Below are 22,991 nucleotides of genomic sequence, written 5' to 3' on the forward strand. Positions count from 1 at the left end.
TATTGCTAGAAAAATGATTATGCAAAGTAAACAAAGTAAATCGGATTCCCAACGATTAATTTCAGAAATAAAACAAAATCTTGAAGATTGGAAGCATTCGTCAATGCCTCCTCAATATCGCCAGGCAAAGGACGAGCTTAGAAAAGCGATTAAATTGCAAGTCAAACAGTTAGAAGAAGATATAGAGGATGTAACTAAGGTCGATCAAGCGCATAAGTCGCTCGAAACCTTGCATAGTAATACTAACAAAGCACAATTGTTAAGTAACGCTGTAATTATGACTTATGAGCGGACTAAAGACGAAAAAATTGATCCTGGTGCAGTTCTTAGTAACGCTAAAAATTCGATGAAAATCGCTTGGAACTTGGCTACTGGTTTTGCTTTCGATGATTCTAAGTCGCTGAAAGAAAAAGCAATCGGTTTTGCAAAGGCTTGCATTCAAGGGACTATTGGTATGTGTCAGGGAGCTTTAAAAGGTTATGAAGAAGGCAAAGGTTTTTTTGATACGGCCGCAAAAATGTGGGCAGGTAGTTTTGACCAAGGCATGAAGGGATATACTAAATCACTTGCGATGAGCACCTTAGATGAGCAAGATAGGGCCAAGAAAATTATAGAGGATATTAGAGCTGAACATAAAAAGGTACTGAATGACCCTGATGATAAAGACTTGATGAAAAATGCGCGAAAAAAAGTCATTGCGGCAGAGGAAGACTATTTAAAAGAACTGGAGGGAAAATTAAGCTCCAGCACTTCTAAAGAAGATCTTTCTAAAACAGTTCGTTCTTTAGAAGTATTACAATTGAGCAATGCAGCTACCTCCTTGCAAAGCACAGGGCTATCGTTCTTGCAACGGGCAGTTCTTGCACAAAATGACACCACTAAAGAATCAAACGAAGCAGAAAAGGATACTTCAAAAGCAGAGAATCCTTCAAAAGTTACCCCACAAGTATTAGAGAAATTAGGTAAAGACACTTTAAATGTCACCAAAAATTTGAATCGGATACTTGACGATGAAAAACAAAGTTTCCCATCAAAATTATGGACTATGACTAAAGCCTATGTTAACGCGGGACTAGAGGGAATAAAGTCATTCTTTCAAAGTTTTGAAGGAAAAGATTTAAAAGAAAAATCCGTTAATGCAGTGGTCGGTGGTTTTTCCAGTTTTATGAGTAAATTTTCTGAATCCCTTGAGAAAAGTAATTCAAAATCTGAATCACTTGAGCAGAGTAAAACGGAATCTCTCTCACTGGAAGAGGATGATGAGCCTATAGATATGACTCCTCTGTCTACGAGTAACATAGGCACGGTTAAAGAGATACCTCTAATCCCCCAAGATTCACCATCCTCTTCCAAAGAAGAGGTAACCAAAGAAGACACGCTAAGCATGACTACCCCACATAATTAGCTCCATCATATCTCACTTAAGGAGTTACTGAGCGCATGATGGGATTTTGTAATGAGATCAAGGTTTCAGTTGATTGTATTTCCTCAATAAGCTGAATTTTGTTAACTAAGAGCTGCTGTAACGTGTCTATTGAATGACACATTACTTTAATGAAGATATTAAAATGATGGCCAATCGTGTAATAAGCTTCAATGACTTCCTCTAAATCTTCCAGTTTTTTTAAGACTGCCTGGTAATCTTTTGCATGATTAAGAGTAATTCCAATGAAACAACAGACATCATAACCTAATCGTTTAGGGTTAACATGCACATGCACCCCTTCAATAATTCCGGCCTGACGCATTTTCTCTACACGTACATGAATCGTAGCTGGGCTTACAGCATACGCTTTAGCTAATTCGGCATAAGCGGTACGCGCATTTTTTATTAAGGCATTAAGTATTTTTTTGTCCAGATCATCGATTTGATAATTTTCAAGGTCTTTCATGGTAGTTTTTTAAATAAATTATAAAAATATTGCCATTTTAATGAATATTTTTTTCTTTATCTATATTTATTTTAAATACACAATAAATATAATCAAAAAAAGCAATATAATGTTAACTTTATTAATTTTGAAGGTTGAATTATGAAACAGGCATTTATCGAAAAACAAAAACAAATAAGCTTTGTTAAGGCTTTTTTTTCTCGTGAATTGGAAGAAAAATTAGGACTGATTGAGGTACAAGGACCATTATTAACGTGTGTCGGGGATGGTGTACAAGATAATTTATCAGGCACAGAACAAGCAGTCTCTGTTAAGGTGAAAGCCATACCGGATCGTTCTTTTGAGATTGTTCATTCATTAGCGAAATGGAAAAGAAAATTATTGGCAGACTTTGGATTTCAAGCAGAAGAGGGTATTTATACTCATATGAGTGCTTTAAGACCTGACGAGGAAGTGTTAAGTGCCACCCATTCAGTTTTTGTAGACCAATGGGATTGGGAGCGTGTCATTGATAATCAAAATCGCGGTTTAAGTTATTTGAAAAAAACGGTTATTGAGCTCTATGGAGCAATAAAGAAAACGGAAAAAATGGTTAGTGGATTATATGGATTAAAACCATTTCTCCCCGAATATATTCATTTTATTTATTCTGAAGAGTTACTCGCCTTGTATCCGCATCTATCACCAAAAGAAAGAGAACGGGCTATTACTAAAAAATATGGGGCAGTGTTTCTAATTGGAATTGGTGGGGCACTATCGGATGGAAAACCCCATGATTTACGAGCCCCGGATTATGACGATTGGAGTACGGTGAATGAAGTAGGATTAACTGGACTAAACGGAGATATTCTAGTTTGGAATCCGATACTTTCAGATGTTTTTGAAATTTCTTCTATGGGTATTCGCGTTAATGAATCCATCTTAAAATACCAACTGGCATTAACAGGGTGCCAACATCGATTGGATTTTGATTGGCACCAGAAATTAATATCCGGTTCTTTACCGCAAACAATTGGGGGCGGTATTGGTCAGTCGCGCTTGGTAATGCTTTTGTTACAGAAAAAACATATTGGGCAGGTTCAATGTGGCGTTTGGCCCCAAGCTGTAGAAATTTGAATAAAGATAGAGTATGGCAACCGTAATCCAAGATACTGCAAAGCACTTGGATTATGCGAGAAGTTCATCCGAAAAACTTTAATTTATTTCCTAAAAATATACTTATTTATAATGCCGAGGTTCATTTAATCAACTATAATTTTTTTATTATAAAGTTCGCTTTTTAATGGATAAGTAAATGAAAAAAGGACGGATTTCATTTTTATTCGGCAGTGTGGGCGGGATTATATTCATATTTCTTAATCTTGTTCAGCCCTCATTTGCCCAAGAAATCCAAGCGAGTAGTCAAATACCTATCAAGATTGGAAGTAGTACGGCCTTAGAGGGACCAGCACAAACCCTGGGACAAGGCATCACTCTTGGTGAAAAATTATATTTTGACAGAATAAACGCTGCCGGAGGGATCAATGGTCGAAAGTTAACATTGATCGTACTTAACGATTCATATGAACCTTCGCTTACGGCGCCTAACATGCGCAAATTAATTACTCACGAGCAGGTACTTGCTATTATAGGCAATGTGGGATCACCTACAGCGGCGGTTTCAGTTCCTATCGCTAAAGAATTAAAGACATTACTCTATGGATGTTACGCTGGGGCGCAAGTACTCCGTAAAACTCCCCCTGATCGATACGTTTTTAATTTTCGGGCAAGTTATGCAGAAGAAACTGCTTCCATGGTAAAAGGGTTACTGAAAGCAGGAATTAAACCGGATGAGATTGCATTTTTCACTCAAAATGATTTATTTGGGGACTCTGGATATTTTGGGGCTATAACCGCATTAAAAGAGGCCGGCTATAAAGATTCAAACAAATTGGCCCATGGCCGCTTCACCAGAAATACACTAAATGTGGAAGAGGGGTTATCAGAGATTCTGGATGCAAAAAAAACTCCTAAAGCCATCATTATCGTTGCTCCTTATCAGCCCGCTGCCCAATTCATTAAGTTGGCGATGAAAGACTTGCCACATACCTTGTTTCTTAATGTTTCTTTTGTAGGAAGTGAAACTTTAGCAAAGGAACTTGGAGCTGCTGGAAATAATCGTGTGATCGTGACCCAAGTGGTCCCGAATTATGCCTCGGATCTCCCCGCCGTCAAAGAGTATCGAGAAAGTCTAAAAAAATATGCAAAGGATGCCGCTCCTGACCACATATCATTGGAAGGTTATCTGGCGACGAAGTTATTTGTGTTGGCATTACAAAGAGCTGCAAATGCGAATAAGTTGACACGAGAAGGGATTGTTGATGTCATGGAACACTTGAATGATGTGGACATAGGAATCGGTATTTCCATTAGTTATGATAAAAACAATCACCAGGCCTTGCATACGGTTTGGCCTACTATATTAAGAAATGGAAAATTTACCTCTTTCGAATGGACTGAATTAAATCCAGTTCAGAATAAATGGAAGGAGCATTAATGTACCGGAAACTAAAATTATCATTGGCCAATGTGTTTCTGTTATTTTTTATTCTTACCCTTATTTTCACACTGATTCTTAGCTCGGCGGCGCTATATCTCAACCATCAACTGATTCAAAATCAGAATCTTTTATTAACCGTTTTTTCAATCGAAAGTGCCCGGTTTAAAATGAGTAATGCTCGCGCGCTATTTTTAGTGAGACAACAAAACATTTTAACAGCACGTGAAGAGCGTGATTTATTGAATTTAGAGCCTCGTCTACCTATAGAGATTCGTTTTATTGAAGGTCAAGAAAAGTTAACTAGGGTGACCAGTCAAGCTGCTTCTGTTTTGCAAGCCCTGAAAAATCTTAAGGTCATCTATCAGGAATTTCTAAAAATCGATGATAGATTATTGATATTGACTCAATCTTTCCTGAAAGTAAAAAAGGAATTAACTATACAAAAACAAATGGTTGATCAAGAAGTTAAAACCATCCACAACCAGTCAGAAAATATCAGTGGTCTTCTGACGTATCAATATAAAAAAAATATCCGCCAACTTCGTGGTTACCTTCAGGAGGGGAAACTGGGACACAGTGACCAGCTTAATAAAACTTTAGAAGATTTGATTTTTAATAATATTTCAGATGCCTTCCGCGTAGATGAAAAAATTAATACCGAACTGGCGCTGCTGATAGGATTAATCGAGCAACTTGCGGAAGAAGAGAATTCAGATGAATTGAATAATTTAGAAGAGAATCAATTGTTACCACTGATACCGTTAATTCATTCTAAGTTGCAGCAATTAATCAATTTATTACAGGATAATCCACAACTCCATCAATCTGCATTAGATTTAAGTCGTCAATTTGATGTGGTTGCTAATCAATTAACTAAAGGTTCTGGAAGTATTATTTCTCTAAGGAAAGAACTCAATAATTTCCATGTGCAATTACAAATAAATCACAGCGAAGTACAAAAAAATCTAGTAGGTCTCTCGAAGCAATTTGACAACTTGGATGCCATAATAAAGAATTTAAAGGAGCAATCATTATTGAGGTTTCAAAAGCTTATTTCCACCAATCGTATGATTATGATCAGTTTACCCATTGGAATTTTGTTTTTAACGATTATTGTGGCGTCCATTTTAATCCATGCTATTTCTAAGGCATTGAACACATTGACTGCGGCAATGCAAAGAATAACTAAAAATAATAGCTTACAACATCGTTTACACATGACTCCCTACGAGGATCTGAACAAGGTCGTGACAACGTTCAATGCAATGTCTGAAAGCCTACAATACACGCAAGAGCATTTACACGAATTGGTCGAGTCAAGAACCATGGAGCTGAAGAATGTAAATCAAAACCTGGAAAAGCTGGTGGTTCAATTAAACGAAGCGAAAAAAGATTCGGAAGTAGCCAATAAAGCAAAATCTGAATTTATTGCTAATACCAGTCACGAATTACGTACCCCGCTTAATGCCATCATAGGGTACTGCGAATTATTAGAAGAAGAGATGGAAGATGAGGGACATGAAAGTTATTTGGACGACCTCAAGAAAATAGAGTCCTCAGCAAAACATCTGTTGTCCCTTATCAACGATATATTGGATTTATCGAAGATGGAAGCGGGCAAGATGGACATTTTTCTGGAAGATGTCAACGTTCCCAATATGATAAAGGAGCTGGAGGCTATTATTGTTCCCTTGGTGAATAAGAATATGAATTCATTTAAATATGAGCTTGATCCTCAAGTGAATATCATGCACACCGATCTCGTCAAAGTCAGGCAATGTCTATTAAATTTAATAAGCAATGCAGCTAAATTTACTAAAGAGGGCACAATCGTTTTATCCGTGAAGCAGATAATGAGTAATGGTAAATCGTACATCCAATTTGCGGTCAGTGACACGGGAATTGGCTTGACCCGTGAGCAATTAGGAACATTATTCAAAGCGTTTTCTCAAGCAGAGTCATCCACATCCCGTCGATTTGGTGGTACTGGATTAGGTCTTTATCTGACCAAAAGCTTCTCTAAAATCTTAGGGGGTGATGTCACTATTGAGAGTGAATATGGTAAAGGCTCGACCTTTACTATTATGTTACCAACGATTAGTACCGTGGGCGTTGAGAAAATGCCCACGGAAAAATTATCAAAACTGACGGTCAAGGATGAGGCTGCAGTTAAAACGGTGTTAGTGGTCGATGATGATCCTGAAATACATAAAATATTGGAAAAAAGTCTGAATCAATCTGGAATTCGTGTATTGCATGCGTTCCATGGTGAAGAATGTCTTTCTTTGGCAAGAAAATATCATCCTGACTTAATTACTCTTGATGTTATTATGCCCATGATGGATGGATGGGCTACTTTATCGGCATTAAAATCTGATGCCAATCTTGTCGATATTCCCGTGATTTTAGTTTCTATGTTGCTAGAAAAAGACCTGGGTTTTGCTTTAGGTGCAGTTGACTATCTTAATAAACCGATTGAGCCAAGAGCACTTATGGATAAAATTGAGCACATCCTGCCTCAGGATGCACTCAAATCCGTATTAATTGTGGATGATGAAGCGGATGCGCGGCAAATCATGCGACGATCCATCAAAAAATCGAATGGGAATGTGCTGGAGGCTAAAAATGGTCGTGATGCTTTAGCTCTTTTGGCTGAACAAACCCCTTCTCTTATCCTCTTGGATTTACTCATGCCCGAGATGGATGGTTTTGCTGTGATTCGCGAATTACAAAAAAATGAAAAATGGGCTCAAATTCCAGTAATTATCGTCACTGCAAAAGAATTAACTCAGGAAGAACGCGATTTTCTAATGAATTCGAGTAAAGTTGTTTTACAAAAAAATTCTTATAATCGCGAGCAACTTATTGCAACGATTACAGAGCAGATTGGGCAAATAATTAAAAAACGGTAGGAGATAGTGCTATGGCGCTAAAGATCTTGATTGTGGAAGATAATGAATTGAATCTTGATATGCTATCAAGACGTTTGCAACGTAAGGGATATGAGGTGCTCAGCGCAATCGATGGAGAAAAAGGAGTCATCATGGCCCGAACTGAACATCCTGACCTTATTTTAATGGACTTAAGTCTACCTGTTTTAGACGGTTATGAGGCGACGCGACAACTCAAGTCAGATCCCAAAACCCAAGTTATCCCTATTATTGCTTTAACGGCCCATGCGATGGTGGGGGATCGGGAAAAAGCGGTCGCTGCAGGGTGTGACGAGTACGAAGTAAAGCCTATAGAGCTTCCGCGTTTACTTGAGAAAATTGAGCGCTTAGTAGAAAAACCTGCAGAGTAAAAAAGGATTAACTCGATTAGGAATAGAATGAGTCTCAATAAAAAAACAAAGCAAGATCGTGACTTAACACGGACACGTGAACGAGAAGCTTTATTTGCCAGTCTTCGGAGTGAGTTCTCTACACCTCTGGATGTTATTATTGGCTATGCTGAGATTTTACTCGATGAACTTGCATTCTATCAACTTGACATGCATGAGGATGATCTTAAAAAGATTTTACAATCAGGAAAACTTTTGCAAAGCCGTGTCGATGAAGTATTAAGCTTTGGGACGATTGCGAGAAAAACTAAAGCATTTAATTTGAAAACATTTAGCAGTGATTTGCAATTTAATTTACTTACACCGCTCAATTCGGTGATTGGCTATTGTGAGTTACTTTTAGATGAAGAGTTCTCAAGAGAGCAAGAACAGTTTGTTCATGATATCGAAAAAATTCTTCTGGCAGCAAAATTCTTTATTGAGTACATTGACGAAATCAATAAACTAGCTGAAGTACAATGGAAGGGTTCTGATTTATTAGCGCAGTTTAAGAAGTCGAACATAATAATTCATGATGTGATTATCTCTATTCCCCCCCTCGAAAAGAAAATTATATATCAACCTAAAGCATACAGAGGCTCTATTCTGGTGGTTGAAGATAATGAAATGGCACGAGACTTATTAATACGCCGTCTCAAGCATTATGGGTTTGATGCCACACCTTGCGGGGATGCTTCCAAAGTACTTGACGAAATCGATATTGGCAATTTCGATTTAATTCTTTTATCCATAATTACATCAGGGATAAGTGGCTTTGAAATTTTAAAAAGAATTAGAGGACACAATCTTTATTACTACCTACCTGTGATTGTCATTTCTCCTCTTAAAGAAATTGATGCAGTTGTACGTTGCCTCGAAATGGGAGCTGATGATTATCTGCTTAAACCATTTAATCCGGTTATTTTTAAAGCACGAATAGAATCGTCCATAGAGAAAAAAATGCTAAGGGATAAAGAAAAACTTTATCTTGCCCAATTAAAAGAAGCAAAGAAAAAATCAGATGATCTATTGTTGAGTATTGTACCAGGTGCTATTGCAGAGCGCTTAAAACAGGGCGAACAAACAATAGTTGAGCGATTTTCCTCGGTCACAGCCGTATTTATTGATATTGTCAATTTTTCGAAATTAGCTGACAAGCTGACTCCCAGTGAGTTAATCGAGATGTTAAATTTCATATTTTCAGCTATGGATGAGCTTACGGATCAATTCGGTCTTGAAAAAATTAAAACGATAGGCGATTGTTATATGGCGGTAGCAGGGGCACCAATCAATAACCGATTTCATGCTGAAAGCGTAGCTAATTTTGCATGCAGTGTCCTGGAAAAGATTAAGACGGTAAATGAAGACTCTCTTTTTCCCATTCATCTTCGCATAGGAATTCATACTGGCGCTGTAGTAGGTGGGGTTATTGGAAAGAAAAAATTTGCATATGATTTGTGGGGAAAAGCCATCAATATAGCCAGCCGCATGGAGTCTCATGGTGAGGCCGATCGAATTCATGTAAGTGAAGAAACTTATCAACTGCTTAAAGATCTCTTTGAGTTTGAAAAAAGAGGAACCATTTTAGTTAAGGGAATAGGGGATATGCCAACCTATTTTTTAGTAAAGCCCAAACCGACTAAGTGATTAGAAGTATATACATTAGGGTAGTTCTAGGGCTCGATTATTGATTTAATAAGGAATTACATACACTGTAGATTCATTTCATATAATTATAAATTAAAGTACTAAAATTAACTTATGGATACACTTTACCTTCACTTATATGGACATAAATTACAAGCTCGCAAGAAGTTCAATTATTTTAAAAGAATACGTGAGCAAGTATGCTTATATAGGATTAAGCATTTCGTTTTGCAGTATTTTAATCGCTTCCCTGGTTGTGTCTTATCAAATAACCGGATTTGTCAATCTGAATGGTTTTGTTAGGGCGCAAACAACAAACCCTGCCATTTGGATTCTCGATTTAACTCCTTTCCTCTTTGCTTATTGGGGACAATCATTTTTCCATGGATTGGTGAATACCACAGAATCACTTGTTGCTGATAAAACTGAAGCTCTTCTATATAAAAGTAGCGATCTTGAATCAAAACTAAAATATAAAAGCGAACATGATTATTTTACACAGTTACCTAATGCCTTTCTGTTTAGTGAGCAAATTAAACAAGCTATTAGTAAAATGGAAGAATTAAATGAATTGGCGGTCATTATATTAAAATTAAACGACTTTAAGGTGATTCACGATAATTTCGGTAATTTTAATGCCAACAGTGTTTTAATTCAGTTTGTTAAAAAATTAAAAGATATGTTAATTAATCCTTTTATGCTCAAGGCTACTATGGGGATAAATATTATTGCTCGGGTAGAAAGCGATGAATTTGCTTTATTATTACCCAGACTAAATAAACATGTTAATTATAATCACCTGTTGGAAACCATTGTTGAAACCACGACTCTTGATTTTATAGTAGATGGTATTCATGTAAATATTGGTACCACTGCCGGAGCTGCCATTTATCCTCGTGATGGAGAAGATGATGTTTCGTTAATCAGTCATGCACGAACAGCAGTTTTTCATGCAAGAAAGAAAGAAAAGCTTTTTGCTATTTATAATGCAAATATGGAAGAGGACTTTACTACCAACCGAATTGTAATGAATGCCTTAAAGAAATCCATAGAAAATCAGGAGATGAAAATCTATTATCAACCTTCTGTGGAACTGAAAACAGGGAGAATCATTGGGGCTGAGGTTATGGTTCGATTTGTGCATGAACAATATGGCTTAATCAGTCTGGAAAAATTTATGCCACTTATTGAGCGATCGACTCTAACCCAACAATTAACCTCGTTCATGTTAATAAATGTTACGAAACAATTAGCGCTTTGGCATCAGGCTGGACATAAAATTTTTGCATCCGTTAACCTTTCCGTTCAGGATGCGATTGATAAAAAATTACCAAAGTTTGTAGAGAAATTACTTAAAGAAAATAAAATTGCTCCTGAGTATCTCACCTTAGAGTTTAATGAGCGCGCTTGTTTATCGGATCAGGAACAATCAATTGAAGTGTTAAATCAATTAAGTAGTTTGGGTGTGAAGCTCTCAATACATGATTTTTGTAGTGGTTATGCTTCGATTCTTTATTTAGTCAATTTCCCAATCAATGAAATAAAAATCGATAAGTCCCTTATTTTAAACATGATTAAAGATCAGAAGAAATCTAAAATTGTTGAAGCCATTATTAAGTTGGCACAAACCTTAGAGCTAGAGGTTTTGGCTGATGGAGTAGAAAATAAGGAAATTAGAGAACAATTGAAACAATATGGTTGTAAATATGGACAAGGAACTTATTTCTCAAACCAACTAAGTCCTTATGAATTTATGGCTTTATTGAATTCTGGTATCAGGTAATTAGTACTTAAGGTGGTGGGAGGTCTTGGTTGTGCCTCCCCTTGATCACTTATTCTACTTCGGTTGAAAAGCCAGGCCTTGGAGAATTATTGGTTTCAGTGGGAGTGGTCTCACTATTTGTAGCATTAAAAATCCCAACTTTACCTAGGGCATCACTTAAAGCATGAGGATCTTTAATATTAACAGATGATCTAGCTAGCGCACCGGACTCTGGTACCGGAACAGATGTTTCTACCAGATTGTTATTGGCATCTAGTGGTGGATAGGTTTTAGATATCCCATCTTTAGTTGCTGTTTTCGTTTGCAAAATTACATTACTTAGTTCTATTGTGTTTGCAAAATCTATTGCACCTTGTACATATTCAACATTAGCTGACTCCAAAATTAACTTAACCTCTTTTCCAGCGAAAAATTTATTTATCGTGCCATCAAATAAAAAGGGCGCCAACTCTTCCTTTTTGTGAGTACATAGATTTAAATCGCCTCTATAAGTTACTTTATCAAAATCTCCACTCTGTTTAATGGTTGTTAATAATTCAAGGAGCTTATTTTTTACATCGTTATTATCATATTGCTCAGGAAGCTCTTTATCTAGTTTTTTTAAGTCTCCTGGTTTTAAGCCATCATTTTTAACTAAAGCGAAGCCATTAACCATGGATTGGACTTTTTCGTGATAGCTTGAGATAAATAGCTCTTTTTTGGGAGTAATTGCGTAAGAGATATAAATTTTAGGGGACATGACCAGAACCTCCCTTATTCATTTAAAATAAGAATCATTTGTAATTATTTATAATATAGACCATTTGTGCTATTTTAGATCAGAAATTGAGCTGTTCGAGCCCGGATCTGAGCTAGCTGCAATAGAATTTGTATAATGTGCAATAAAAAAATCCTTGGCTTGTGGGGGTAGTTCAAATCCCATAGAATTACTGCATTTAAGGCCCCTACCTATACTTGCATTTTGAATGCTGTACTCGCTCTTCTTTAAAATTAACTCTGCATAATCCAGTGCTTCTATAACATGAGCATATTCGGACTTTGCTTCTTCAGTCTTAGAATTATTGAGCAACCAAAAGCAGTAATGAGATATTGCTTCTGCTAAAACCATATAGCCATAACTGCCATAATGTGGAAGCATCAGTTTACTATTGGCGATTAGTTCTTGATAAAGAGCATAAGATTCTTCCGTGCTAGCCTGTTGCAGTTTTAGATAAATATATTCATTGTAACGTTGAATTGCATGAACAGAACCATATCGAATTGCAAATTTGAGCGATTCAAGCTCAGAAAATCCAAAATTGTTCTTTATATTTTTTCTTAGTTCTTGCGAGAGGTGAAAAAAATAGGCTCCCCGTACTAAATCAAATTGATTTAATTGGGGTTGAGAAAAAAACATCATCAAAGGTAAATTATTTTGTTCAGCTAAAGCTATCCCATAGGCACTCCATATTTTCCCCCAGTATTCATCTAATTCTGGATCTTTGCAAAAAACTTCGATAGAAGGAATGTGAGAGGCGATGCGCGCAATTGTTTCAATCTTCTGATTTTTAATCAGCCCCAACTGTTTTTCACGATTTGATTGGTTAAAAAGATAAATAAAAATTCTATCTTGTGCTGTTAATTTTAATGACATACCCAATCTCTTAAAATCAAAAAATCCATACATATTCGTACCTACTTGCTAAGTTTGAACTTGATTGAGAAGAGGGGGACCGTTACATCGTCAGTCTTTATCTCCTTGAACTCTATGTAATGATAGCATATCACTGAGTTTAAAATATGCGCATATAATGAGGAGTCGAGTAAGTTTGAGTTATGAGAAAATTAGATGAGAGTATCTCGTGCGAGGCTCGGAGCCCTTGCTCCGAGCTAAGACTACTATTTTGCAGCAATTTCTTTCCACCAATTTGTTTTGGTTTCTGTTACCCAGTGGCCTGCACGCATACGAGCAACAAATTCCTCAGCTTTTTCAGGAGTTGATGATTTTTGATCTAATTTGATGCACCAATCCCATTCACCTGATGTAGACCACATTTTTTCTACGCCATCCCATTTTGCCATTGCATTCATATCAGACATTGACTTGTTACTTTTTACAAAAATTACACTATTCCATGCATTCATTATTACTATCCTTATAATAAATTGTTTAAGTAATCTCCTTGAGTCGATGACTCAAGTTTATTAAGAATAGAATAATTCTCGAGTTCTTTCCATTTATCTGATAATTTTTTATTGATTGATTTTTATGATGATTTTTTAAATATTAACCATTAGCAATACAATCTAGTCTGGGTGCCCCAAAGCAGAACCCGGGTGTTTAATATCAGCGGCAAAAAACTACCGAATTCTTTTTGCGGTACCCCAGACTCCATAGTGAACACTTAAGTTTAACTGGATCATCAATTATACAATTGGTTTTTTTTGTATCCATACGCTTTTTTTGTTATTATTCGGCTCAAATTCAATATTGTTTAAAAAAATGTTTGAGAAAAAATTCGATATCCTTTCGTGTACCATTGAGCAAGATCAGGTTGCTGTTGCTCAGCAATGGGTTAAAACCTTTATCTATAATCCAAAGAATGATATTGCCGTTAATATGACCCAGTTATTGCTGTCTTGTTTAGCTTCTGGTGATTTCAAGGTACGCCCTTATTTATCCAAATCCTCAGAACTACAAGCCCCCTCGGATCAATTAACCATCGCTGATTATTTATCTCATGCCAGTCGTATTACTCTTGACTATAAAGGGTTAACTTTAGCAAATAGAGAGGAGTTATTAAATTATTTTCCTCCTGATGGAAAAAATGTTTTTTCGCGCTCAGCAACGCATAATGTGCGTCGCGGTAAGGACGACAAAGTTGTCGAAGGGAAGGGATTTTTGCTGGGTTTAATGGGGCAATTACCTGGACTTATCAAAACCCCCCAAGATTTTGGTATTAATATCGCTATGGGCGGTGAGGGGCAAGATAATTTTTACGGAAAAAAAATATCAGCCAATGGTTACAGTGGTCATTTTTATTTTCACCGCAATGACAGTGATTGCTTACTTATGCTTGGTCTTGAGCAAACAGCACCAGCCGCTTCAGCATTAGAATTTTTAATGGGGACAAAGAAGTATCCTGATAATGTCCAGCAAGATCATGATCAATTCGGTCAAGGCCATTCATTAAAGGGGGCCTCTGACACTTATACCGCTGCCGGCTCCTTATATTTTAGTGACCCCATATATCAATCAAAGCTAATGTATGAAAAAAAAGTTTTTCCACCGGATAAATATGGGGCAATGCAAGTCACAATTACCGATAAGAATTGGCCGGAGATCAAAAAAACTTTAGATAAACTCAGATTACTGGCTGACGAAGATCATAAAGAAAATTTACTAGCATTCCTGCTCACCAAACCCGAAAGTGCTGTAGCTATTGAAAATAGTTCCTTAAGTTACATTGCGCTTGATTTTGATAGTTATTTGAAACGTATTTATCAAGTGTTCATTATTGAGTGTCAATTGGATCTTGAGAGTCAACTCATCCTCTCCAATTTACAAGCTAATTTATTAGTGACGATTAAAAATTTACAACAAGGTCATATTGAAAGTTATGAAACGTTGAAACATCAGATTTCAGAAATTATTCAATTAAAAAATATTCCACTTCCTTATCAGAAGGCAATAGATCGTATCCAGAAGTTGTTTGAGTTACAGCTTAAGATTGATCCGAAACTGAATCAAACTCATCAGGAACTTTTACTAAAAAATCAATACGATGATTTACAGGAAGAAAGTAAAGTTGTCTTGGAAAAGTTATTGATTATTCAGAAACATTTTCAAAAACAGCCGATTACCCAAGAGCAAGAAGCACTGCAATTCTTTCTTCAACAGATTGAAAAGCAAATTAAGACTCTGGAAAATCCATTTCCATCTTCTCTTGAAGCGATGTCCGATTTGAGTACGAGCTGGGTGTTGTGCGATGAACCAGTTTCTATCAGCATGGATTCAATTGATAAACTGAGAAAGATCATAGATAAAGCTAAGGTATTGATTCAACCAATTACTTTAACTCCTGAAGAAGAAATTTCCTTTCCTCAACTGATATCAGGAATACAACAAAATCTCTTACCCCATGCTCAAATCAATCTTATTGATTATACGAGATTAGATTTAAATAATCTGGCTAAGCAATTTAATCAATATGTGGATTTTTTAGCACAAAACGCAGAAACACTTAATCTTTGGGAGCATGCTTCTTCGCAGACAGCAAATATTTTCGTTGACTACTGGAATAAAAATGCAGAGCTTAGTCTTGGACATGCTTTTGTACCTCAGTATCGTGAAAGTACTATCTTAAGACGTTTATTTACTCTTGATCTTAAAGATCTTGGTTCTTTGCGTTTTAAACCTTACGAAGATCCTGCCCAGCTATATGAAACATCTCATCCTTCTTCTTATTGGAGCAAGGTCAGTAGACTTCTTACTGCAGGCTCTGATGTGATTGCCATGCTCCGAACTTTAAAAAAACAACAGACGAATAAAGCCTCATGGGATGATATGAGGGATACAGTAGATATGTTTCAAGAAGCCGTAGAGCGATTTAAAGAAGCAAATGAATTGATAGCAAAAAAGCATCTCGGTGCTATAGAAAAACCTTCTGACGAAGTTTTTGAAAGTCCTTTTTTCTATTTCATCAGTGATGAAGCACTACACCAAATGAATGGTGTGCAACTTGTTACTCTATGTTTGGAAGAGTTACATGCAGAAATGCCGAGTGTTTTGGTACAACGTGTCACGAATAATCAAGAATTGTGGCAACGTATGGATAAAGCACTTCAAACTGAAGAGGCTGATTTCAAAAAGCGTAAAGATAATGTTGAACAGAAAATTATTAAATTACGCACAATCCACTATTTTGGAGAGCAAGTTCGTCAGTTTAAAGAACATGCCGATCTAATCTCCAAAGAGAAATTTTTTACAGAATTGCAAAAATTATCCCAAGAATTTTCCTTTATTTTTGAAGCGAGCAAAGCCGTTGAAAATGCTCAGGTAGAGCTCGCAAACCTACGAGAATTCCTAGAGCTCCTGCACAATTTTTCAAAAGAGGAAGATAAAAATGCAGCGCTTAAATTATTGAAACAAAAATATCAGATGCTTCCAGAAAAAGAGCAAGAATATTATGCTGCTCAATTAAGCGAGTGCACAGCACTTGCTTTTAAGACGTATCTTGAAAGAATCAATTCAGCGCAAACGATTACTGAGAGAGGAAGAAATTTTGCTTTCTTAAATCAATTAATTGGAGAGTTACCAGCAGAACCGTTTCAAGTTGAACATAAAATAAAACAAACAGAGGATAGTTTGTATCGATTATATTCTAAGCTAAGAAGAGCAACTTCTGTAAAGGAAAAAAAACTTATATTTGATAATCCATTATTTTCTAGCATCATAATGAATTTTGAACAATTAAATCCTGCAGTAACTGCTGAATGCGCCAAAAAAATTCATAAGCAATTAACGATGATCAAAATTATTTATGAAAAGCTTCTTGAGGCCAAAGTTATTTCACTTGAATCTTCAAACAAGTCTCTAGATTTACTTCTAAAACAACTCGGACCAATACTTGATGGCATTAAAGAGCCTCTTCAAAGTCAATTAATGAACGCCGTGTTGCAGGATAAAATTTTTAAGATAGCAATTCTAAGGCAAGGGAAATATAAAAAAATCACCTCAGTTTTGCTTCAAGATCTATTAACCCTAAAAGAGTTCCGCGATCAAAAAATTGCCCTAAGTAAAGAGAAAGAATATGAAAACGAATACGATCAATCAATTGATCGATTTTATAAAAAAGCGTTGGATATTCGATTGTCAGAGCTTCCCATTAAAAAACAAGCTGATGACATAATGATTGCTGCTCACACTGAGTTTAAACCTCGTCATGACGCTCCCCGTCTAATTGCCGATATAGCTATGATTTTGAGTTTCACTCTTTTTGGCTTAGGTGTTTTTATAGGGTTAGGGCGCTTAGCTGCAGGTAATCCTTTCTTTTTCAGTAGGTTTCTTAATGAGGTAAAAACGGATCGAGAAGTGGATTTAAAAGATCATTGGTTTGCTAAGAAATTATCGGAAGAAGAAGGCGAAACTCGCTTACTGAACGCTCCGGCTGCTTAAGAAGCGGTCAGAGCGTAAGCATCAAGATGGGAGTTTTATAAGTAGTAATTAAGTGCTAGTGCACCAGTTACGAATTTAGCTGCATGGGGTCCTGTTACAGAAAACCAAACACCACCAATAAGGCCGAGATTGGAGTTAAAATTATATTCAATTGCAGGAGCAAGCGATACTTGTTCGTTTGCTTTTCCGCCGATACCTGCAACAGTACCGCCAGGAGTGAATCCTGGATTACCTTCGAAATGACTGCTGGGGTTGTGTACATACAACACTTCAAAAACAGGAACCCAGCTTTGGGTTAACGTATACTCAAACGCTAAGTCAGCAGAATAACTATTATCAAGTTTTACTCTACCTTCGGTCGTAGGACTACCACCAAAAACATTCACACCTTGAACTGTGACATCAGAAAACTTCGCTCCGACCAAGCTCAAACGAGTCCGTAAATAATGGTCATTTTTCAACAGAAACAATCTTTGAAAGTTAAAGCCAAGATAAGTTTGATAAGATCCTAAACCTGTTTGATCGGTGCCCAATCTGTTAGGATCTAAGTTATCAAAGCGTCCTGTAGGGAAGACCTCTTGTACAACTATACGGAGATCTGGCAGCCATGAACCTTCTGTTTGTCGCAAAGCTTGAAATCCTAGAGCCAAGCTGTAATCTCCAACACCATCTCCATGCTGTCCTTTATCCCAACTGAAATCATAAGGAACAGAGGTTTGTAAATCTACAAAACTAAATACTCCGACGCTGAGAATTGGAACCACTTCAAAGTTTCTAAAGCCTTGTGGATAGCCGCTATAAAATGCATAGGGTTCAAAATTTAGATGCCCCCTCGGTATGGTTTTTCCAGCGGGTGCAAGTAATGGTCCTGTGAACCATGGACTTGCAATTGCAGCTTTAGCAAAGAAGAGAAATAAAAATAGAAGTCTTAAGCGCATGGTGAAATAGTTCTTAGTATTAGTAGACGAAAGATAGAATTTAAAGCTTTTTTTGTATTAATGGAATCTATTTTTACACGCTTCTTAGACTTTTTTGTGAAAATTTTTACTCCTCGGGAGTGAAGCGTCAAAAAATTTTCACAGTCTACAGTTTTGTATCCAATACTTAGTTCAGAAAATGGGTAGCAAGAGGGAGAAGCACTACATTTATAAGACCTATTAAAATCATAACTAAGCCCGCAATCGCTCCTTCGGGGTTCCCTATTTTATGGGCTTGTGCTGCCCCTGCTGCGTGTGCTCCCGCACCGAAAAGAGACCCGCGAGCTAAGGTTGAATGGAATGAAAACCGTTTGAGAATGAGATCACCAATAATCGCTCCCGATATTCCTGTAATGATCACGAATATGGCGGTTAATTCAGGGTTACCTCCAATTCTATGTGAGGCTTCAAGAGCAAAGGGTGTACTGATAGAGCGAGGTAACAGACTTAATTGTATGTTTTTATCAAGTCCTACCAGTTTCGCTAATTCCCAACTCGATAATACGGAAGTCAAACTTCCGACAAATACTCCAATTAATAATACAAGCCAATGTTGGCGAATGAGGGCACGTTTCTCATAAATGGGAATTGCGAACGCAACGGTCATCGGTCCAATCAATTGGACTAACCATTGTGTTCCGCGAAAATAATCCTGATAATTTTGATGGAGCAAAAGAACAAGGCTGGCAATAATGATAGGAGCTAATACCAGTGGCATCAACCACCAAAATGGCCAACGTCTATATAATTTTTTGGAAATAAAATACATACTAATGGTTATAAGTGACCAGAAGACGGCTTGTATTATTGGCCCAGAACGAATGTTACTTAACACGGTCAGTCCTCCAATGATAACAGTAATCTACAATAGTCCCGGTGACTAACATAACACAAAGGGTACTAAGTAAAATAACGAAGAGAATTTTAAGGCCCAAAAGACCAATGAACTCGTGATGCTCAAGGAGTGCCAGTACCGCAGGAATAAAAAAAAGCAGCATATCTGCAAGGATTAATTCAGCTCCATGTTTTATGAGGTTGAGGGTTAAGCGTTTTGTTGCTAAAAGTAGTAAAACCATTCCCAAACCAAAAATTCCTCCGGAAAATGGAAGCTTTAAAAAGTGAACAATAAGTTCGCTAGACAACCAGAAGAGACATACTAATCCAACTTGGAGAAATGAATTGTGCTGGATTTTTGATGTTATATATTTATTCATTATGATTATTCCCATTTCAATAAAGTGTACACTTTTTCATAATATGAATAAAATGAATTTATAGACTAATAATCATTCTAAAATGGAATAATCATGGAATTAAAATTACTTCGGGTATTTATTGAGGTTGTTCGACAAGGTGGTTTTTCTAAAGCAGCAGAAACTCTTTTTGCGACGCAGTCAACCGTGAGTAAGGCGATAAAGCAGCTTGAGGAAGAACTTGGTATTCCTCTTATTGAGCGCACTAAAAAGGGTAGTGTACCAACGGTTGCGGGTGAGATTGTTTATCGTCGAGGGATTAAACTTCTCGCCGATCGCGATGATCTTCTTAAAGAATTGGATGAAATTCGTGGTTTGAAGCAAGGACGATTGCGACTTGGTATTGCCCCAGTGGGAAGCAGTACTCTATTTGCTCCTCTTTTTGCTCGTTATAACCAACGCTATCCTGGTATTGAAGTAGAACTTATTGAACACGGAAGCGTAAAGCTGGCCGAATGTTTACGGGCTGGGGAAATTGATTTTGCTGGAACATTATTAACTACTTCTGATGAATTCGATAACCAATTAATCCGTAGTGAGCCATTAGTTGCTCTTCTAGCTGCGAGTCACCCTTTGGCAACTCGGCATTCAATTTCTTTATCCGAGCTTAAAGATACGCCATTTATCTTATTTGGTAGTGGTTTTGCCTTATATCGAATTATACTTGATGCGAGCCATAGGGCGGGTTTTGAACCCAAAGTAGTTTCCCAAAGCAGTCAGATTGATTTTATGTTGGAGCTTGTTGCTGCAGGTCTTGGAGTTGCGTTTTTGCCAAGAATGATTGCTCGTGAAAAGTCAAACCCTCAAATTTCCTTTCCGTTATTGGAAGGAGATGAGTTTCAATGGAATATGGCAATGACCTGGAGACGCGATGCTTATCTTTCTGATGCCGCAAAAGCATGGTTAGCTCTAGTACGCGAAGTACATGTTGAGTCTTAGTTTTTTTCCAATTTTACTAAACATCTAAACTCTTTCGAAAATTCACTAAGGTTGGGTCAATGACCCAACCTTAGGGTTGGTTGTTATGAAATATAAGCGTGTGACAGTTCTGATAACGCCTGATCGAGTGTTTCAAGGATGAAATTGACCTGCTCTCGATTAATTGTTAAAGGTGGCGCTATTCGGAAGACATTACCAAACTGTCCTCCTTTTCCAACTAAGAGCCCTTTGTCCTTGCAAAGATCCATTAATTGAAATGCTTCATCAGAAGCGGGTACTTTTGTTTGGGGATCTTTGACTAATTCAATTCCCAAAAGTAAACCGCGGCCTCGAACATCGCCGATGAGAGGATATTTCTTTTGTAGCTGGCAGAAACCATCTTTTAACAAGTCTCCCATGGCACGTGCATTTTCAACGAGTTGTTCTTCTTTAATAATTTCCAATGTCAGCTTAGATTGGATCATTTGTAGTGGGTCGCCTGCAAACGTATTAAAATATGTTTTGCCAGTCATTGTTTCCGCAACTTCACTTTTCATAAGCACAGCGCCGACTGGAGCACCATTACCTAAGCCTTTAGCCATGGTCACCATATCAGCATCGATATCTAAGGTTTTTGTGAGTAAGAGATCACCTCCCCCACGACCAGCCCCAGTTTGTACTTCATCACTGATGTATTTGCCACCGTAATTATGAACAATACGGGCCACTTCACTAAAATATTCATCGGGAGGAGTAATAAAGCCACCTACACCCATCACTGGTTCCAGAATAAAGGCTGCGATTTTTCCATGGGTTGAATTCTGAATGGTTGTTTCAACATTTTTTGCACATGATAGATCGCAACTATCGGGTTTTTGATTAAACGGACAGCGATAACAGTAGGGTTCAAGCGCAGAAGTTACGCCGGTGACGGGTTGTGCCTTGAATCGCCATATTGAATGGCCACATGAGGCAAGGGCAGCAGAGGTTCCGCCATGGTAAGAATGACGTACATTCACGACCATAGTTTCTCCTGTCGCATGGCGTGCTGCCATGATTGCCAATTCATTGGCTTCTGAACCGGAATTCGTAAAGGATACTCTATCCATACCATATGGGGCCTCTTCCAACAAGCGTTCGGCAGCTTCAATGGGTGCTTGATTTAAATAAAGAAGACTTGTGTGCTGAGGGACATCATTTTCAAGAGCTTCAATCAGTGCTTTTTTGATTTTAGGATGGTTATGTCCGGCTGAGATGCAAACAATTCCGCCTATGGCATCAAGATAACGTTTTCCTTCTGAGTCCCATACATAAGTGTCTTGGGCTTTGACGAGTTGGATTGGTTCTTTGTGGTAAAATCCTGCGGTAGGTAAAAAATGTTTTTTTCTGAAATTAGTTAATTCTTCGTTTGAACGTAATTGTACTGAATCGTTATTTTCATTCATGAGGGTTGCTTCCTTTTATGTTTATAAAGACTCGAACTCGTAAATAAAGAGCTTTTACAGACTCCTTTTACTTCAAATTCTTGCTGAGTTATTTTGAGATTTACATCTTTTCCAAGTGTTTGTTGAACACTATATTCTTCGAAATTCATATCTTTATCCTTCTCCTGTGTCTATTTTCGCTTAAAAAATGAATATAAATTGGCTCGACGTATCTAGGTTGGAGCCCTATTTTTTAACTTGCATAAACGTCAAATAATTTATCAGTGTTGATATCATCTTGAATATGCAAGATGAATAGATGCCACATTTCTTGGAGAATTAAAAGAGTTCTGTTCAATTTAATTTTGATTATTGAATAAGTACAGTAACTTACTAAAAATATTGAATAATTTTTAATTTCTAGACAAATAGCACAATTGGCAATGTGTTTACAGTTGCAAAATGTTGGTAGTCCTGGGCTAGAGCCTAATGTTTTAAACAAAATATATTCAACTTCAACGTCCAGCGGCTTGTCCTCGGGATCTACGGACTCATAGATAGAGATTATGACTACTTTAGTCATTGGTCAGCAGCTGCTTTAAGACTTGCTATATCCAGTTTATTCATTTTCAATAAAGCATTCATTACTTTTCCTGATGTGGCAGGATTTTGCATTAATTGATCCAAAACTGTTGGAGTCACTTGCCAGGAAACACCGAACTTGTCTTTGAGCCAACCACAAGGTCCTTCTTCACCACCTTTAGAAAGATTTTTCCAGAAGTAATCGATTTCTTCTTGAGTATCACAATTCACGATGAATGAAATGGCTTCATTGAATTTAAAGTGAGGACCGCCATTAAGTGCCATATATTTTTGGCCATTGAGATTAAAAATTACCGTCATAACACTGCCGGCAGGTCTTTTGTGGATTTCAAAGCCTTCTTTTCCATAATAAGAAGTTTTTTCAATATTCCCATTCTTAAAAATAGAAATGTAAAAATTAGCCGCTTCTTCAGCTTGGTTATCAAACCAGAGACAGGGTGTTATTTTTTGCATTAGCTTATATCCTTAAGAACTAATAA

19 protein-coding genes are annotated in these 22,991 nt (G+C 37.1%); 9 read left to right on the forward strand and 10 right to left on the reverse strand.

The window, feature by feature from the left end:
- The first annotated feature begins 19 nt into the window (after positions 1-19).
- Positions 20-1,405, forward strand: a complete 1,386-nt coding sequence (locus tag ACWTEW_RS20715; protein WP_454780401.1) for a hypothetical protein — start codon at positions 20-22, stop codon at positions 1,403-1,405.
- 16 nt (positions 1,406-1,421) lie between these two features.
- Here ACWTEW_RS20715 and asnC read toward each other — a convergent pair whose 3' ends face one another.
- Positions 1,422-1,892: a transcriptional regulator AsnC gene (gene asnC / locus ACWTEW_RS20720; protein WP_454780402.1), complete on the reverse strand. Its 471-nt coding sequence runs from the start codon at positions 1,890-1,892 to the stop codon at positions 1,422-1,424.
- Positions 1,893-2,033: 141 nt separating this feature from the next.
- On the opposite strand from asnC, the gene asnA reads away from it, so the two are divergent.
- The 6 genes from asnA to ACWTEW_RS20750 all read left to right on the forward strand — a co-directional run bounded on the left by asnA (position 2,034) and on the right by ACWTEW_RS20750 (position 11,180).
- Positions 2,034-3,008, forward strand: a complete 975-nt coding sequence (asnA, locus tag ACWTEW_RS20725; protein ID WP_454780403.1) for an aspartate--ammonia ligase — start codon at positions 2,034-2,036, stop codon at positions 3,006-3,008.
- A gap of 178 nt (positions 3,009-3,186) precedes the next feature.
- The gene (locus ACWTEW_RS20730; RefSeq protein WP_454780404.1) at positions 3,187-4,428 is read left to right on the forward strand and encodes an ABC transporter substrate-binding protein; all 1,242 of its coding nucleotides are present in this window, start codon (positions 3,187-3,189) and stop codon (positions 4,426-4,428) included.
- Positions 4,428-7,343, forward strand: a complete 2,916-nt coding sequence (locus tag ACWTEW_RS20735; RefSeq protein ID WP_454780405.1) for a response regulator — start codon at positions 4,428-4,430, stop codon at positions 7,341-7,343. Before ACWTEW_RS20730 ends, ACWTEW_RS20735 begins: the two co-directional genes overlap by 1 nt.
- An 11-nt stretch (positions 7,344-7,354) precedes the next feature.
- Positions 7,355-7,732, forward strand: coding sequence for a response regulator (locus ACWTEW_RS20740; RefSeq protein ID WP_454780406.1), 378 nt, complete (start codon positions 7,355-7,357; stop codon positions 7,730-7,732).
- A 27-nt stretch (positions 7,733-7,759) separates the two neighbouring features.
- Positions 7,760-9,397 (forward strand): adenylate/guanylate cyclase domain-containing protein, encoded by a 1,638-nt coding sequence (locus ACWTEW_RS20745; protein ID WP_454780407.1) that lies wholly within the window; start codon positions 7,760-7,762, stop codon positions 9,395-9,397.
- Between the two features lie 139 nt (positions 9,398-9,536).
- Positions 9,537-11,180 carry a putative bifunctional diguanylate cyclase/phosphodiesterase gene (locus ACWTEW_RS20750; RefSeq protein ID WP_454780408.1) on the forward strand — a complete coding sequence of 548 codons (1,644 nt, stop codon included), beginning with the start codon at positions 9,537-9,539 and terminating at the stop codon, positions 11,178-11,180.
- Between the two features lie 49 nt (positions 11,181-11,229).
- Here ACWTEW_RS20750 and ACWTEW_RS20755 read toward each other — a convergent pair whose 3' ends face one another.
- The 3 genes from ACWTEW_RS20755 to ACWTEW_RS20765 all read right to left on the reverse strand — a co-directional run bounded on the left by ACWTEW_RS20755 (position 11,230) and on the right by ACWTEW_RS20765 (position 13,304).
- On the reverse strand, positions 11,230-11,919 hold the full coding sequence (locus tag ACWTEW_RS20755) for a hypothetical protein (RefSeq protein WP_454780409.1): 690 nt from the start codon (positions 11,917-11,919) through the stop codon (positions 11,230-11,232).
- A 69-nt stretch (positions 11,920-11,988) separates the two neighbouring features.
- Positions 11,989-12,813 carry a DUF5630 domain-containing protein gene (locus tag ACWTEW_RS20760; RefSeq protein WP_454780410.1) on the reverse strand — a complete coding sequence of 275 codons (825 nt, stop codon included), beginning with the start codon at positions 12,811-12,813 and terminating at the stop codon, positions 11,989-11,991.
- Positions 12,814-13,058: 245 nt separating this feature from the next.
- Positions 13,059-13,304, reverse strand: coding sequence for a hypothetical protein (locus ACWTEW_RS20765; protein ID WP_454780411.1), 246 nt, complete (start codon positions 13,302-13,304; stop codon positions 13,059-13,061).
- Between the two features lie 358 nt (positions 13,305-13,662).
- Here ACWTEW_RS20765 and ACWTEW_RS20770 point away from each other — a divergent pair, with 358 nt between their 5' ends.
- Positions 13,663-17,337 (forward strand): LepB GTPase-activating domain-containing protein, encoded by a 3,675-nt coding sequence (locus ACWTEW_RS20770; RefSeq protein ID WP_454780412.1) that lies wholly within the window; start codon positions 13,663-13,665, stop codon positions 17,335-17,337.
- Between the two features lie 35 nt (positions 17,338-17,372).
- Here the strand turns inward: ACWTEW_RS20770 and ACWTEW_RS20775 are convergent, their stop codons facing one another.
- The 3 genes from ACWTEW_RS20775 to ACWTEW_RS20785 all read right to left on the reverse strand — a co-directional run bounded on the left by ACWTEW_RS20775 (position 17,373) and on the right by ACWTEW_RS20785 (position 19,528).
- The gene (locus ACWTEW_RS20775) at positions 17,373-18,275 is read right to left on the reverse strand and encodes a hypothetical protein (RefSeq protein WP_454780413.1); all 903 of its coding nucleotides are present in this window, start codon (positions 18,273-18,275) and stop codon (positions 17,373-17,375) included.
- Positions 18,276-18,441: 166 nt separating this feature from the next.
- On the reverse strand, positions 18,442-19,149 hold the full coding sequence (locus ACWTEW_RS20780) for an LrgB family protein (protein WP_454780414.1): 708 nt from the start codon (positions 19,147-19,149) through the stop codon (positions 18,442-18,444).
- Positions 19,139-19,528, reverse strand: coding sequence for a CidA/LrgA family protein (locus ACWTEW_RS20785; RefSeq protein WP_454780415.1), 390 nt, complete (start codon positions 19,526-19,528; stop codon positions 19,139-19,141). Before ACWTEW_RS20785 ends, ACWTEW_RS20780 begins: the two co-directional genes overlap by 11 nt.
- Positions 19,529-19,621: 93 nt before the next feature.
- On the opposite strand from ACWTEW_RS20785, the gene ACWTEW_RS20790 reads away from it, so the two are divergent.
- A complete protein-coding gene (locus tag ACWTEW_RS20790; protein ID WP_454780416.1) occupies positions 19,622-20,506 on the forward strand; it encodes a LysR family transcriptional regulator in 885 nt (294 codons plus the stop codon).
- 83 nt (positions 20,507-20,589) lie between these two features.
- On the opposite strand, the gene ACWTEW_RS20795 is transcribed toward ACWTEW_RS20790, so the two are convergent.
- The 3 genes from ACWTEW_RS20795 to ACWTEW_RS20805 form a co-directional block, all read right to left on the reverse strand.
- The gene (locus ACWTEW_RS20795) at positions 20,590-21,930 is read right to left on the reverse strand and encodes an aspartate aminotransferase family protein (protein WP_454780417.1); all 1,341 of its coding nucleotides are present in this window, start codon (positions 21,928-21,930) and stop codon (positions 20,590-20,592) included.
- A complete protein-coding gene (locus ACWTEW_RS20800) occupies positions 21,927-22,079 on the reverse strand; it encodes a hypothetical protein (RefSeq protein WP_454780418.1) in 153 nt (50 codons plus the stop codon). The genes ACWTEW_RS20795 and ACWTEW_RS20800 overlap by 4 nt, the downstream gene beginning before the upstream one ends.
- A 409-nt stretch (positions 22,080-22,488) precedes the next feature.
- Positions 22,489-22,965, reverse strand: coding sequence for a VOC family protein (locus ACWTEW_RS20805; RefSeq protein ID WP_454780419.1), 477 nt, complete (start codon positions 22,963-22,965; stop codon positions 22,489-22,491).
- Between the last annotated feature and the right edge of the window lie 26 nt (positions 22,966-22,991).

This window comes from Legionella stuttgartensis (assembly GCF_977063405.2).

What these genes read in the sequence shown, in the direction of transcription:
- ACWTEW_RS20735 (WP_454780405.1), top strand. Translation starts at nt 4,428, where the DNA reads ATGTACCGGAAACTAAAATTATCATTGGCCAATGTGTTTCTGTTATTT.
- ACWTEW_RS20775 (WP_454780413.1), bottom strand. Translation starts at nt 18,275, where the DNA reads ATGCGCTTAAGACTTCTATTTTTATTTCTCTTCTTTGCTAAAGCTGCA.
- ACWTEW_RS20740 (WP_454780406.1), top strand. Translation starts at nt 7,355, where the DNA reads ATGGCGCTAAAGATCTTGATTGTGGAAGATAATGAATTGAATCTTGAT.
- ACWTEW_RS20745 (WP_454780407.1), top strand. Translation starts at nt 7,760, where the DNA reads ATGAGTCTCAATAAAAAAACAAAGCAAGATCGTGACTTAACACGGACA.
- ACWTEW_RS20800 (WP_454780418.1), bottom strand. Translation starts at nt 22,079, where the DNA reads ATGAATTTCGAAGAATATAGTGTTCAACAAACACTTGGAAAAGATGTA.
- ACWTEW_RS20795 (WP_454780417.1), bottom strand. Translation starts at nt 21,930, where the DNA reads ATGAATGAAAATAACGATTCAGTACAATTACGTTCAAACGAAGAATTA.
- ACWTEW_RS20730 (WP_454780404.1), top strand. Translation starts at nt 3,187, where the DNA reads ATGAAAAAAGGACGGATTTCATTTTTATTCGGCAGTGTGGGCGGGATT.
- ACWTEW_RS20805 (WP_454780419.1), bottom strand. Translation starts at nt 22,965, where the DNA reads ATGCAAAAAATAACACCCTGTCTCTGGTTTGATAACCAAGCTGAAGAA.
- ACWTEW_RS20790 (WP_454780416.1), top strand. Translation starts at nt 19,622, where the DNA reads ATGGAATTAAAATTACTTCGGGTATTTATTGAGGTTGTTCGACAAGGT.
- ACWTEW_RS20765 (WP_454780411.1), bottom strand. Translation starts at nt 13,304, where the DNA reads ATGAATGCATGGAATAGTGTAATTTTTGTAAAAAGTAACAAGTCAATG.
- ACWTEW_RS20760 (WP_454780410.1), bottom strand. Translation starts at nt 12,813, where the DNA reads ATGTCATTAAAATTAACAGCACAAGATAGAATTTTTATTTATCTTTTT.
- ACWTEW_RS20715 (WP_454780401.1), top strand. Translation starts at nt 20, where the DNA reads ATGCAAAGTAAACAAAGTAAATCGGATTCCCAACGATTAATTTCAGAA.
- asnA (WP_454780403.1), top strand. Translation starts at nt 2,034, where the DNA reads ATGAAACAGGCATTTATCGAAAAACAAAAACAAATAAGCTTTGTTAAG.
- ACWTEW_RS20755 (WP_454780409.1), bottom strand. Translation starts at nt 11,919, where the DNA reads ATGTCCCCTAAAATTTATATCTCTTACGCAATTACTCCCAAAAAAGAG.
- ACWTEW_RS20785 (WP_454780415.1), bottom strand. Translation starts at nt 19,528, where the DNA reads ATGAATAAATATATAACATCAAAAATCCAGCACAATTCATTTCTCCAA.
- ACWTEW_RS20750 (WP_454780408.1), top strand. Translation starts at nt 9,537, where the DNA reads ATGGACATAAATTACAAGCTCGCAAGAAGTTCAATTATTTTAAAAGAA.
- asnC (WP_454780402.1), bottom strand. Translation starts at nt 1,892, where the DNA reads ATGAAAGACCTTGAAAATTATCAAATCGATGATCTGGACAAAAAAATA.
- ACWTEW_RS20770 (WP_454780412.1), top strand. Translation starts at nt 13,663, where the DNA reads ATGTTTGAGAAAAAATTCGATATCCTTTCGTGTACCATTGAGCAAGAT.